This window comes from Syntrophaceae bacterium (assembly GCA_013177795.1).
GTDB lineage: Bacteria > Desulfobacterota > Syntrophia > Syntrophales > UBA2192 > UBA2192.
Genome location: JABLXY010000002.1, coordinates 836,617 through 848,989, shown reverse-complemented (window position 1 = coordinate 848,989; position 12,373 = coordinate 836,617). Strand labels below are relative to the sequence as shown.

At 64.6% G+C, this 12,373-nt stretch carries 13 protein-coding genes; 3 read left to right on the top strand and 10 right to left on the bottom strand.

Annotated elements, in window-relative coordinates:
- The first annotated feature begins 69 nt into the window (after positions 1-69).
- Positions 70-960 carry a polysaccharide biosynthesis tyrosine autokinase gene (locus HPY67_09005; GenBank protein NPV04856.1) on the top strand — a complete coding sequence of 297 codons (891 nt, stop codon included), beginning with the start codon at positions 70-72 and terminating at the stop codon, positions 958-960.
- 103 nt (positions 961-1,063) lie between these two features.
- Here HPY67_09005 and HPY67_09000 read toward each other — a convergent pair whose 3' ends face one another.
- The 9 genes from HPY67_09000 to HPY67_08960 form a co-directional block, all read right to left on the bottom strand.
- Positions 1,064-1,243 (bottom strand): hypothetical protein, encoded by a 180-nt coding sequence (locus tag HPY67_09000; GenBank protein NPV04855.1) that lies wholly within the window; start codon positions 1,241-1,243, stop codon positions 1,064-1,066.
- Between the two features lie 208 nt (positions 1,244-1,451).
- Positions 1,452-2,783 carry an AAA family ATPase gene (locus HPY67_08995; protein NPV04854.1) on the bottom strand — a complete coding sequence of 444 codons (1,332 nt, stop codon included), beginning with the start codon at positions 2,781-2,783 and terminating at the stop codon, positions 1,452-1,454.
- A gap of 169 nt (positions 2,784-2,952) precedes the next feature.
- A complete protein-coding gene (locus tag HPY67_08990; protein ID NPV04853.1) occupies positions 2,953-3,627 on the bottom strand; it encodes a hypothetical protein in 675 nt (224 codons plus the stop codon).
- Complete coding sequence (locus tag HPY67_08985) at positions 3,624-4,694, bottom strand: hypothetical protein (protein ID NPV04852.1); 1,071 nt, start codon at positions 4,692-4,694, stop codon at positions 3,624-3,626. Before HPY67_08985 ends, HPY67_08990 begins: the two co-directional genes overlap by 4 nt.
- Before the next feature lie 37 nt (positions 4,695-4,731).
- Positions 4,732-5,679, bottom strand: a complete 948-nt coding sequence (locus HPY67_08980; GenBank protein ID NPV04851.1) for a hypothetical protein — start codon at positions 5,677-5,679, stop codon at positions 4,732-4,734.
- A 66-nt stretch (positions 5,680-5,745) separates the two neighbouring features.
- Entirely contained in the window at positions 5,746-6,369 is a 624-nt protein-coding gene (locus HPY67_08975) for a DUF47 domain-containing protein (GenBank protein ID NPV04850.1), read from the bottom strand.
- 63 nt (positions 6,370-6,432) lie between these two features.
- Positions 6,433-7,059 (bottom strand): LysE family transporter, encoded by a 627-nt coding sequence (locus HPY67_08970; GenBank protein ID NPV04849.1) that lies wholly within the window; start codon positions 7,057-7,059, stop codon positions 6,433-6,435.
- Positions 7,056-8,375 (bottom strand): purine/pyrimidine permease, encoded by a 1,320-nt coding sequence (locus HPY67_08965; GenBank protein ID NPV04848.1) that lies wholly within the window; start codon positions 8,373-8,375, stop codon positions 7,056-7,058. The genes HPY67_08970 and HPY67_08965 overlap by 4 nt, the downstream gene beginning before the upstream one ends.
- Before the next feature lie 10 nt (positions 8,376-8,385).
- On the bottom strand, positions 8,386-9,072 hold the full coding sequence (locus HPY67_08960; GenBank protein NPV04847.1) for a Crp/Fnr family transcriptional regulator: 687 nt from the start codon (positions 9,070-9,072) through the stop codon (positions 8,386-8,388).
- Positions 9,073-9,272: 200 nt separating this feature from the next.
- Between HPY67_08960 and hcp the strand changes: the two genes are divergently transcribed.
- Positions 9,273-10,901, top strand: coding sequence for a hydroxylamine reductase (gene hcp / locus HPY67_08955; protein ID NPV04846.1), 1,629 nt, complete (start codon positions 9,273-9,275; stop codon positions 10,899-10,901).
- A 69-nt stretch (positions 10,902-10,970) separates the two neighbouring features.
- Positions 10,971-11,705, top strand: a complete 735-nt coding sequence (locus tag HPY67_08950) for a 4Fe-4S binding protein (GenBank protein ID NPV04845.1) — start codon at positions 10,971-10,973, stop codon at positions 11,703-11,705.
- Positions 11,706-11,976: 271 nt separating this feature from the next.
- On the opposite strand, the gene HPY67_08945 is transcribed toward HPY67_08950, so the two are convergent.
- On the bottom strand, positions 11,977-12,162 hold the full coding sequence (locus HPY67_08945; GenBank protein ID NPV04844.1) for a hypothetical protein: 186 nt from the start codon (positions 12,160-12,162) through the stop codon (positions 11,977-11,979).
- Positions 12,163-12,373: the final 211 nt, after the last annotated feature.

Genomic DNA, 12,373 nt, shown 5'->3' with positions numbered 1-12,373 from the left:
GTTGGTTCGGCCGCTGCGCGGGGTTACGTTCTGGGCATCCAGTAAAATACAAGGGGATCGAGAGACGGGATGAAGATCTTGGATCGGCTGTTCGGCCGGAAAAACAGGAAGAAGCAGCGGATGAAGGCTGCTACCATCATGAAGCTCTACGAGAGACGGCCGCCCCCGCCGCCGGAGTTCCAGAGAGTCACGGAAAAGGAGGGCTGGGTGTCGCCCTCGTACACGAGTTCCAGGGCGGTGGCCCTCGACCCGAAGCTCGTGCTGGCGAACCGGTGCGTGGGCTACGTCTGCGGCTCCTACGAAGCCGAGTCCTACAAGGTGCTGCGCACCCGCATCCTGCAGAAGACGGGCGAGGAGGGCGGGACGACGGTCATGATCACGAGCGCGCTTCCCGGCGAGGGGAAGACACTGACCTCGATCAACCTGGCGCTCACCTTCTCCAAGGAGTTCAAGCAGACGGTGCTGCTCGTGGACAGCGACCTTCGCCAGCAGCGCGTCCACGAGTACCTGGGCTACGAGAGCGACAAGGGGTTGAGGGATTACCTGGTCGACGGGACGCCGCTGTCGGAGCTGATCGTGTGGCCCGGCGTGGAGAAGTTCACCGTCATCTCGGGCGGCAAGACGGTCATGGCCAGCAGCGAGCTGCTCAGCTCCCCCCGGATGCGGGACCTCGTGAAGGACCTCAAGAGCCGCTACCCCGAGCGCTACGTCCTCTTCGACGTGGCCCCTGTTCTGGCGGGCGCCGACGCGCTGGCCTTCGCCCCCCAGGTGGATCACATCATCCTGGTGGTCCGTGCGGGGGTGACGTCCATCGAGGAGGTGAAGCAGGCCCTCGACCTGCTGCCCCGGGAGAAGGTCCTGGGCGTCGTTCTCAACGGCGCCGATCAGCCTGAGATGATGAAGGAATACTATTCGCCGAAGAAGCCGAAGGCGGAAAAGGACAGGAAACTGGTCGGCTAAACATCAGGGACGTTGTTTACTAATTAGAATAACTCGTTACACATTTCGACCGGATGGAAGTTATTCTAATTAGTAAACAACGTCCCTCTTTTTTTATCTTTTTTTACAGCAGCGGGGCCAGCACGGCGATCAGTACGAGCCAGAGCAAGGCCGAGATCAGGGCACCCCACAGTATGCCCTTCCCCGGACAGGCACGCACATCCGCTGCAGCAGCCTGATGACCCGCCAGATCCTGCGGAACGCTGTCGCGCTCCGCCGCCAATACCCTGCCTTGATGACCCATGACCGCATACCCTCCATGGCCGTTCTGATGTCAGCTTGCCTTACCGCAACCATGGGATATCTTGACGAAAACGAGCTGTCCGCCTGAAGCTGACGGCCGTCAGTACCACATTTGCGCGGCGAAAGCAACTAATACTTTTTTACTAGTTTTGGGGAGGGCCGGGTGCCCTGCGGGGGATTTTCAGCGGAAGGGAAGCGCCGCGGCGTGCTCACTTGCGCGGGGATTCCTTCAGGGACTCATCGAGCGGCGGGAATACAATGGTGGTCCCCACCTCGATCTGCTTCACATCCTTGATCGAGGGGTTGTTCTTCTTGACGAACTCCATCACCCGGTCGTTGCTGAAACCATAGGCCCGGACCGTCATCCCGAAGAGGGTGTCGTCCTTCTTCACAACAGCGGTATGCGGAAACCGCCCGGCGGCTGCCTCCGGGCCTCCGGCGGCCTTTGCGGGCGCGCCGAAGGGATCGGGCGCGCGCTCCCCGTCCGCGGGGGCCGGCCCGGCCGAGCCCCTGTCAGGGCTGTCCGTTCCGGCGAGCGCCCTCTCGCGCAGCGCGGGATCGATCTTGCCTTTCACGATGGGCTGCCGGAGCCTGGCCAGCTGCGCCTTGTGCTCTTCCAGAACGTCGAACACCCTGTAGAGCATGAACGCCAGCACGACGAGAAGCAGAGCGGCCAGGCACGCGGCAACGGGGACCCACACCGGGCTCCGGTTCTTCTTTCCTTTCGGTTTTGCGTCTGACCGGTAATCGGCGATCACTTCCCGGACGATCTTCGCGCCCACGGGTTTCTCGTGGTACCCCAATCCCGTGACCAGGGCGTTGTCGCAGAGGATGTTGATGACCCTCGGGATGCCTTTGGCCCGTGCCGCGATCATCTTCACGGCCCTCTCCGTGAAGACGGGATCCCCTCCCTTCGACGCCACCGACAGCCTGTGCCGGATGTACTCTTCGCTCTCCTTCGCGCTCAGCGGGAGGATCCTCGCCCGGACGGCGATGCGCTGCTTGAGCGACTGCAGCCGGGGATGATCGAGAATGGCCTCGAATTCCGGCGGGGCGGCGAAGACGATCTGGATCAGCTTGTACGTGGACGTCTCGAGGTTGGACAGCAGGCGCATGTTCTCGAGCGTCTCGACGGGCATGTTCTGGGCCTCGTCGATGACCACGACGAAATTGCGGCCCTCCACGTACTCGTCGACCAGCACGCGCTGGAGTTTTTCCACCAGCTGCGTCGTGGTGAGCCCTTCCGTATCCATCCCCAGCTCCCGGAAGATCTTCTCGAGAAACTCCCGGAACGTGATGTTCGGGTTGATGATGTAGACGTAGCGGATGTTGTCCGGCTTGAGATCCTGCAGGAACGCGCGCAGGACGGACGTCTTCCCCGTGCCGACCTCGCCCGTGACGAGAATGAAGGCCTTCCGGTTTTCAATCCCGTAGGCGATCATGGCCATCGCTTCCTGATGCGAGGGGCTCATGTACAGGAAAGCGGGGTCCGGGGTGATGTTGAAGGGCTCCTTCGAGAACTGGTAGAAGTCGTTGTACATCGGCACTCTCGCTGCTGGCTGTCTGTCGATCGGGCGGCCAGGGGTTGTCCGCCTTTTACATGCCGAATTTTACACACGATTTGCGGCAGATGTCCACCATCAAATGAATGGGGCCGCCGGAGCCGTCCCGCAAACGGCGGCCCGGCGGGGATGCGCCCCGTGATCCCTCTCATTTTCCCGGCTTCAGGTCCGCCGGCGGGCGGACCAGGCGGTAGAAGCGGATGTGCTCGGCGGGCAGCAGCCTGTCGCCGATCATGACGTCGCCGATGAACTCCAGCGCCCCGCCGCCCTCCCAGGGAGGGTAAGGGCCCCTGGCCTGGACGGACTTCGGGTAGTAGAAGTTCACAACGAGCGAAAGGCCGTTCTCGTGCTCCCAGGGGGTCTGGATCAGGGGGTTTCGCTCCCCGGCCATGGCCTTGGCCGCGGCCTCCAGGGCATAACGCCAGAGTGCGGGTTCCCTCGGGCAGAGGAAATCCTTCGAGAAGGCGGACCGCGGCGAGACGGCGGGGTTGAACTGGCCCTTTTTGAAGACGACGCCCCGGATGCCGCTTCCGAAGGATTTTTTCATGCTCTCCGAGCGCTCGGCCAGCCGCACCCGGTTCATGACGCCCCAGGCGATGGCCTCGTGCACGAGGGAGTCGTCGCCGAAGCCCGTCGAGAGGGCCTCGGCGTAGACCAGCCGCGCCAGCAGCTCCTTCTGGCTGAGCTTTGCCTTCGCCGCCGCGTACTCGACCGTGTCAGAGGGCTCCCGCGCCAGGCACTTCGGGACGCCGGCGGCCGGAGCGGCAGGCGCGTGGGCGAGACACAGGAACAGGATGACCAGGCCCTGCGCGACGATTCTCATAGGCTGTACTCCAGGAACTCGTACTCGCAGGGCGGCCCCGCGGCGATGTACATCCGCCCCTCGGCGGGCACCATGACGAAGGAGGCCCTCGACAGGGAGGCCAGCTCCGGCGGTTTTTCCGGGTCCACGTGACGGCAGATCGAGTTGGGGTGCCCCTCGTGGTCCGAAAGGATCGCCATCATGGCCTGCGGGGTGATCGTGCCGTAGGCGCCCTCGATCCGCTCGCGCAGCCGCAGGGCCCGCGCGCCGGTGTCGGGAATCAGTTGTGCCGTCCGGTCACCGGCCTTGAACCGCTCGGTCTCGTAGTGGTTCGCGTGGACGAGAACGTCGCGCTCGGGGAGAATCAATTCGAGATCGCCCGTTACCGCCTCGATGCCCGTCATGCCGCCGTGGGACTCGGCCAGGTGAAAATACCCCATGCCGGCCATCTGCCTGCGGAGGATTCCCAGGGCAAAGCCGATACGGGGCTGGCGCATGGCCCGGGAGATGGTGAAGGAGAGCGGCACCTGGTGCTTCATGTCGCCCAGTGGGCCGAGAGTGAGGTTTGAGCAGTTGCCGATGCCGGCGGAGTTCAGATGATAGTAGGGGCTGCCGGAGAGGCACAGCACGAACTCGCGGATGCCGCTGTCGTGACGGATGCGCAGCAGGTCGAGCGTCGAGTCGGGGTGCCAGTCGACGTTCTGCCCGAGAATCGCCCCGCCGCCCGCCGTCGCCTTCCCCGCCACGGCGAAGGACGTGCACAGCCCCATGATCCTGTCGTAATTGAAGGCGATCTCGAGGGTGCACTGCAGGGCCAGGGCCTCCTCGAGGTCCATCCCGGCCCCCTCGGCCTGGCCGCGCAGCACCTCGAAGCCGTAAGGATCGAAATTGCGCGCGGCGGCCATGAACGTCACGGCCGCATCCCGGACCTGGGCCTTGCCGACACGGAAGGGGCCATGCTCGAGGCCGGCGTAGAGCAGGGCCAGCGACCTGCGGAGATTCTCGCGGCACCCTTCGCCCCACTGCCTGCCGATCTCGTAGGGCCCCCCGCCGCACTCGACGATATTCAGCCTTGTTTCCTTCTTCATCTCAAGATTGGGGACGTTGTTGACTAATTAGAATAACTCAGCCCTTCCTCTCCAAAATCTTATAAACAGCTGCTTTTGTAACTCCCAGCAGACGACCGATTTCCGCAAGCGTCATCCCGGGTAACACGATGAGCTGGCGCGCCAACCGCTCGCGCAGTTTCGCCACTTCAGCGCGCCGACTGCCTGACAACAGTTCCGCGACATTGACGCCGGTCTTCTCACAGGCGCTGCCTATAATTGCCGTTGCCGCTGCTGTATCCGGTAACGGCTGATTCTTCTCCCGCCACATACCTCGGGCAAACATCTCCCCGCCAAGGATGCGTCCATCACCAGATGTCTCCTGTCCGCCGCCAGGCTGCGAATTCCTCAACCAATCCAACAAACTCCAGTCCGATCGCCAATTGCTGCTTCCTCTGCCCACGGCCTCATCCCGAATTCCGCTCTTGAGAAACTCCTGATATCGCCGACGAGCCTCTCCCCTTTTCTCGCCGAACCGAGACAATACGAAAGAAACATCATGCCAGGGGTACTGGCTTCGATTGATCACATATGCGTGCCCGCACCAGGGGTAGGTATCTAAAGCGGAAAGGCTGTCGACCAGTCCCGCCCGGAGCGGGTTGAGGTGGATGTATCGGATCAACTCTTTGAAATAGGGTTCTTCTTCGCAAAGAATGGACTTGTATCGGTTTTGGAACAGATAACCGTGCCTTTCGTGCCTTCGGTTGTAATAGACGGCATACCCCGTTAGAAGACGCCGCATGAATTTTGATATCCCATGCGGTCCGCTGCGGATAAGCAAATGAGCGTGATTGGGAAGCAATGCCCAGGCATAGATTGTCGTCTCCGTCTCCACCGCGACAGACGCCAACCGCGAGATGAAATTTCCCCGGTCCCCGTCGTCGTCGAAGATCCGCCTCTGCTCGATCCCGCGGACGATGACGTGATGAATGGCACCGTCCGCGTCTAATCTTGCCCTTCTCGGCAACTGGCCCCTCCTGTCCCAATCCAAGCCAACACGAGTTATTCTAATTAGTAAACAACGTCCCCGATCTTAGCTGTATTTGAGGACGATGCCTTCGATGATGTTGGAGACGTCTTCGCAGTTGTCGACGGCGTTTTCGATCCGCCCGATGATGTCCTTCACCTTGATGAGCTCGATCGCGTCCTTCTCCTCCTCGAAGAGCCGCACCATGGCCGCCCGGTGGAGCTGATCGGCCTCGTTCTCGAGCGTGTTGATCTCCACGCACAGCGCGAGGATCAGCGACGCATCCTGCTTCTTCCGCACGGAGAAGACAACCTTGCGGATCTTCGCGACCGCCTCGCCGAGAATCGCCGTGATCTTCACGAGCTCTGGCGCGGGCGCCTTCATCCGGAACAGGTACATCCGCACGGCGGCGGATTCGACCTCGTCGAGAATGCTGTCCATCTTGTTGGCCAGCTGGAAGATGTCCTCCCGGTCCATCGGCGCGAGAAACACCTTGTGCATCCTCTTGTAGACCTGGTGGGTGATGTAGTCGGCCTCGTGCTCGATCTCCTTGAGCTTGCCCACCTTGTACTCCGAATACGCGTAGTTGCCGATGATCTCGGTGAACAGCTTCACCCCCTCCTCGAGCTTGTCGGCCAGCTCTTCGAAGAGGTCATAGTACTTCTCTCGGTTCGACTGGAAGAATTTCATGGCACACCGGCTTTCCTTGGAAATTGAGGCTCCCCTATATCACACTCCGGGGCCGGGTGACAGTCAGGAATGCCCGAGGAGCCCCGACAGGGCGAGCCCGTCCCGCAGCAGCAGCAGGGCGAAGACGAGAAGCGCCAGGCCCAGGGCCCGCATCACGATGCCGTAGGCCCTGCCGGCCAGCAGGCCCCTCGACCGCCCGGCGAGGGCGGCCACGATCAGCTTGGACCCGACGAGGCACGCGCTGAACACCACCACGAAGGCCGCGGCGGCCCCGGGGCTCTCGGCCCAGGCCCGGATGACCGTGGGTCCGCCGACCGTCAGCCAGAACAGGTAGGGGTGCGGGTTGAGGGCGTTGACGGCCGCACCGCGAAGCAGCGACCTCGGGCTCTCGCCGGCCCCGCCCGCCTCCGGGGGCCTGGCCCTCGCGCAGTTGCCGGCAAGGTACATGACGAACAGGGCACCCGCCAGCGAGAGGTACCCGAGGACCGCGCGGTCGGCCGCAAAGGGCAGCAGGACCAGCACGGACAGCAGGATGATGGGCACATCCGTCACCAGGGGCGCCAGGGCGGCCTTGGCGCCTTCCCGGAAGCCGAACCGGATCGACTGCGCGATGACCAGCGCGAGCAGCGGGCCGGGCGAGAACCCGGCGGAGAGCCCGTACACGGCGGCGGCCGTCAGCAGTGCGGTCATGTGCGACCCCCCTTCCGCTCGCCCGGGGCACCCGGCTTGCCGTCAGCCCGGAACAGGCCGTGCTCCAGGAAGAGAACCGCCAGCACGCCCATGACGAAGCTGTTGCCCGCCACGGGCCGGATGACGGGCGGCCATGCCTCGACGATGCCCGCGGGCAGGAAGGCCACCACGACGGCAACGAGCAGCGGGATTCCCACCACGAGGCCGCCGTTGAGGCCCCCGGCCCCTTCGCCCTCCGTCAGCATCATGATCCCCGCGGCCATCTGGGCGCAGAGGATGTAGAGCATCGCGCTGCCCACCACGACGGGCGGCACGGCCTCCATGACGGAAATGGCGGCAGGCGAGAACGCGACGGCCAGCATCAGGAGCGCCGCCGGCACCAGCGCGTGGCGCGACAGGCACCTCGAGGAGGCGACGACCCCCGGGCTCAGGGAGTAGTTGACCTGGCCCACGATGCCGAGAAAGCCCGCGGCCATGTTCGTCAGCCCCGTCACCAGGATGCCCCTGCGGAGCCTCCCGCCCCGGTCGCCCCCGCTCACGAAGACGCTCATCGACTCGATGGAGCCGATGTCGTTGACGGCCAGGGCGAGAAAGCAGACGAGGAACGCCGCCAGCAGCCCGGGGTCGAAGGCGAGCTCCGTCGTGAAGCCCCTGAAGAACGAAGAGAGAAGCGCAGCGGGGGCGGCGGGCCCGCCGGCGGCCGCGGCGGGGAAGAGGAAATGCCAGGCGACGGTGCCCGCCACCGTGGCGGTGAGGATCAGCGTCGAGCGCCAGACGCCGCCCAGCAGCCGGTACAGGACCAGCATCGCAAGGCTCATGACGAACGCGAACAGGATGCTCGCGCGCGGCTCGGCGCCCCCGCCGGTGATCAGCCGGATGATCGTCGGCGTCAGGGTGAAGGCAATGAGCAGCAGCACGACGGCCACGACGCGCCGGGTGAAGAGTTCGCGGATCTTCCCGAAGAGGCCCGTCCAGGCCAGGATGGCGAGCAGCAGGCCGCCCAGGAGGATCGCCGTGTGGAGCGCCTGCGGCCGCGCGCCGGGGCTCGACAGGATCCCGATGAGGATCACCGTCGACGGGCCGACGATGAGCGGCAGGCCGTGCCCCCGGAAGATCTGGACGAGCATGAACAGGGCGGCGACGAAGAACATCTTCTGCAGGTACACGATGGGGTCGCAGGCACCGGCGGGCCCGACGGTGCAGATGATCTTGCCGATGATGATGATGGAGGGGACGGCGATGGCGAACCACTGCAGGCCCAGGAGGACCCGCTCCAGGGGCGGAGGACGGTCGTCGAGTCCGTAGCGGAGGTCCATGGCGCCCACCTCAGTCCAGTGTCCGCCTCGCCGCGGCCACGTCGGCCAGCGCCCTGCGGTCGAGGATGGCGATTCTCCTCCCCTGCACGCGGAGGATCCCGGCCTGCGCCATCTTCGCGAACACCCGGGAGACCGACTCCCCCGTCGTCCCGAGCAGGTTGGCCAGCAGCCCCTTCTTGATGCCCAGCTCGAATTCGGCCGCCCCCTTCTCCTGGTCGCTGACGTGCAGCAGGTAGGCCGAGAGCCGCTCCGGCACGCCGCGCAATGAAAGGTTCTCGATCGCGGCGGCGAATTCCCTCAGGCGCCGCGCAAGCACCGCCAGCATGTCCAGGGCCAGGGCCGGGTTCTTCCGGATCATGTCGGTGAGGCCGTCACGGGGGATGAAGAGCACGCGGCTCGCCTCGATGGCCCCGGCGCTCGCCGGGTAGTGGCCCCCCTGGAAGACGGGGACCTCGGCGAAGGGCTCGCCGGGCCCCATGACGTGCAGGACCTGCTCCCTGCCGTTCGGGGAGAGTTTGTAGATCTTCACCCGGCCCGAGAAGACGAGGTTGAGCCCCGCCGCGCGGTCGCCTTCCCGAAAGATCGCCTCCCCCGCGGCGTACGACCGCTCCTGGACGATGCCCGCAAGGGCCTTCAGGTCCTCTTCGGGAAGGCCTCTGAACAGGGGAAGGCGGGACAGGAAGGATTGGATGTTCACGAAAATACGGTTCCTCAGTCACTTGGTTCGTTGGTTCCCTGGTTCAAGAACGAAGGAATTAACGAACTAATGAACTGTTTTTCGCTCCTTTTCAACTTTTTTCCTTTTTTTGACCCCGGTCAAGGAATTCCCGCCGGATTTCCCGTATAAAACGTCCAGGCACACGAACCCAAGCATCAACCCAGACGAGGAGGCTGACCATGTTCTGTTACCAGTGCGAGCAAACGGCGAAGGGCGAGGCCTGCACGAAGGGGGGCGTCTGCGGCAAGCCGCACGACGTGGCCGCCCTGCAGGACCTCCTGATCCACGGACTCATCGGGCTCTCGACCGCGGCGACCGAGGCAAGGAGAATGGGAATCGCCGATCGCGAGGCCGACGTCTTCACGGTCAAGGCGCTCTTCTCGACCCTGACCAACGTAAACTTCGACGCGGAGCGCTTCGTGAGCCTCATCGGGCAGGCCGTGAAAACCCGCGACAGCCTCATCGGCAAGGTGAAGGCCGCCGGCGGACGCCTCGACCCTGCCGCCGATGCGCTTGCCTTCAAGCCCGCCGGCACCCTCGAGGGACTCGTCGCCCAGGGCGAAAACGCCGGGCTGCAATCCTACCCGGCGGCAAGCGCCGACATCCTCTCTCTCAAGCACACCCTGCTCTTCGGCACCAAGGGCATCGCGGCCTACGCGGACCACGCCCAGATCCTCGGCCAGGAGGACCCGGCCGTCTTCGCCTTCGTCCACGAGGCGCTGGCCTCGCTGGCCGACGGCAAGATCACCCTCGAGGCGGCCTTGGGGCTCGTTCTCAAGTGCGGCGAGATGAACCTGCGCACGATGGAGCTGCTCGATGCGGCCAACACGGGCGCCTACGGCCACCCGGTGCCCACGTCCGTGTCCCTGGGCGCGAAGAGGGGAAAGGCCATCCTGGTCTCCGGCCACGACCTGAAGGACCTGGAGGCACTGCTCCGGCAGACCGAGGGCACGGGGATCAACATCTACACGCACGGCGAGATGCTCCCGAGCCACGGCTACCCCGGGCTCAAGAAATACGGCCACCTGGCGGGTCATTACGGCACGGCCTGGCAGAACCAGGCGAAGGAGTTCGCCGAGTTCCCCGGCGCGATCCTGATGACGACCAACTGCATCCAGCGCCCCCAGCCGGCCTACAGGGACAACATCTTCACGACGGGCCTCGTGGGATGGCCCGGCATTCCGCACATCTCGGATCGCGACTTCGGCCCGGTCATCCGGCGGGCCCTCGAGCTCCCGGGCTTCACGGCGGACGGCGCCGGGAAGTCCGTCATGGTGGGCTTCGCCCGCAACGCCGTCATGGGCGTGGCCGGCCAGGTCATCGAGGCCGTGAAGGGAAAGAAGATCCGGCACTTCTTCCTGGTAGCCGGCTGCGACGGCGCCAAGCCCGGCCGCAACTACTACACGCAGTTCGTCGAGCAGGTGCCCGCGGACTGCGTCGTGCTGACCCTGGCCTGCGGGAAGTTCCGCTTCTTCGACAAGGAGCTCGGCGCCATCGGCGGCATCCCGAGGCTGCTCGACATCGGCCAGTGCAACGACGCCTACTCGGCCGTCCAGATCGCCCTGGCCCTCTCGAAGGCCTTCGGCGTGGGCGTCAACGAGCTTCCCCTGTCGATGGTCCTCTCCTGGTACGAGCAGAAGGCGGCCGCCATCCTGCTGACCCTGCTCTACCTGGGGATCAAGGACATCCGCCTGGGCCCGTCGCTGCCGGCCTTCATCACGCCGGGCGTGCTCGACGTGCTCGTGAAGAACTTCGGCATCAAGCCGATCACGACCCCCGAGGCGGACCTCAAGGCGATTCTGGGATAATGCACAACGCCCCCTCATCCCTCCCCCTCTGAAAAAGGGGGAGGATGGGGGGTTCGGGAAAACAAGGATATGAAAGCGAAGCGACCCATCATCGAGATCAGCGAAGAGCTCTGCAATGGCTGCGGCCTCTGCGTCCCGGCCTGCGCGGAGGGGGCCATCGAGATCGTCAACGGCAAGGCCAGGCTCGTGAAGGACATGTTCTGCGACGGCCTGGGCGCCTGCCTGGGCGAGTGCCCGACGGGGGCCCTCAGGATCGTCGAGCGCGAGGCCGATGCCTTCGACGAGAGGGCCGTGCACGCGCACCTGGCCAAGACAGAGATGAAGAAGGCGCCCCCTGCCATCGACTCTGCGGCGTGCGGCTGCCCGTCGGCGACCCTGCAAACCTTCGCCCCGGGCCCGAAGAAGACCCGGCCGGCTGGGGCCGCCGGGCCGTCCGGTTCGGCCCTGTCCCACTGGCCCGTCCAGATCCGTCTGATCCCGCCGACGGCGCCCTTCCTGAAGGACGGCGACCTGCTGGTGGCGGCCGACTGCGTGCCCGCGGCCTACGCCGAATTCCACCGCGACTTCCTCGAGGGCCGCGTGCTGCTGCTGGGCTGCCCGAAGTTCGACGACAAGGCCGAGTACCTGCAGCGCTTCACCGACATCTTCCGGGCCAACGACATCCGGAGCGTCAAGGTCCTCCGGATGGAGGTGCCCTGCTGCTCCTCCCTGCTGCCCATCGTGACCGAGGCGGCGCACCGTGCCGGCAAGAACGTCCCCGTGGAAGAGGCTGTCATCACCCGCCGGGGAGAGGTCGCCCCGTAGGATGCAGAGACTGTGTTGCAATGCCTATTCTGTCATTCCGCACAAGCGAAGCGCGATGCGGAATCCAGCATGTTCAGGAACCTCTGGATGCCCGCTCCCCGCTTCCGCGAGGACAGGCTTCGCGGGCATGACAAAATTTCGTTCCATTTCCCGATTGTGACACAGTCTCCTGAGGAAAAGGCGGCAATGACATCGCCGGAGAAAGCGGTCAAACGAAGCGCCCGGCAGAGCATGCCGGGCGCTGCAAATGATTTCGAGATTTCGCGCAATCCTATTTTTCAAACCACCATCGAGCGAATTCCTTCGATTCCAACTTCTTCAGCACCTCCGCTGCCGTCCCCCTGATCGCCCGCGCATTTCTCAGCAGGTGATGCAGCCTGTTCATGACGTAACACAGCTGCGCGATGATGACGATCAGGGCCAGCAGTATGGCAAACTGGATTTCGTAGCTGTCCATGGAATCCCCTTCCGCTTCAACCGCTGCGCCGCCGCAGGGACGATGACGGACAATCCAGCCCCCCGGGTGGCCGATTTTTGCAGGCCAGCGGGTCAACCGGCAAAACACCGTGCGCGGCCCTCTTCCTCCGGACGGGCCGCATCCCTTCATCGACGGGTCCCGTGCGTCCGGCCGGCACCCGCACCCGTCCCCTCTACTTGATCGGTTTGCG

Coding starts and splice junctions, on each gene's coding strand:
- HPY67_08950 (NPV04845.1), top strand. CDS start 10,971: ATGAAAGCGAAGCGACCCATCATCGAGATCAGCGAAGAGCTCTGCAAT.
- HPY67_08970 (NPV04849.1), bottom strand. CDS start 7,059: ATGACCGCACTGCTGACGGCCGCCGCCGTGTACGGGCTCTCCGCCGGG.
- HPY67_08965 (NPV04848.1), bottom strand. CDS start 8,375: ATGGACCTCCGCTACGGACTCGACGACCGTCCTCCGCCCCTGGAGCGG.
- HPY67_08985 (NPV04852.1), bottom strand. CDS start 4,694: ATGAAGAAGGAAACAAGGCTGAATATCGTCGAGTGCGGCGGGGGGCCC.
- hcp (NPV04846.1), top strand. CDS start 9,273: ATGTTCTGTTACCAGTGCGAGCAAACGGCGAAGGGCGAGGCCTGCACG.
- HPY67_09005 (NPV04856.1), top strand. CDS start 70: ATGAAGATCTTGGATCGGCTGTTCGGCCGGAAAAACAGGAAGAAGCAG.
- HPY67_08945 (NPV04844.1), bottom strand. CDS start 12,162: ATGGACAGCTACGAAATCCAGTTTGCCATACTGCTGGCCCTGATCGTC.
- HPY67_09000 (NPV04855.1), bottom strand. CDS start 1,243: ATGGGTCATCAAGGCAGGGTATTGGCGGCGGAGCGCGACAGCGTTCCG.
- HPY67_08995 (NPV04854.1), bottom strand. CDS start 2,783: ATGTACAACGACTTCTACCAGTTCTCGAAGGAGCCCTTCAACATCACC.
- HPY67_08990 (NPV04853.1), bottom strand. CDS start 3,627: ATGAGAATCGTCGCGCAGGGCCTGGTCATCCTGTTCCTGTGTCTCGCC.
- HPY67_08975 (NPV04850.1), bottom strand. CDS start 6,369: ATGAAATTCTTCCAGTCGAACCGAGAGAAGTACTATGACCTCTTCGAA.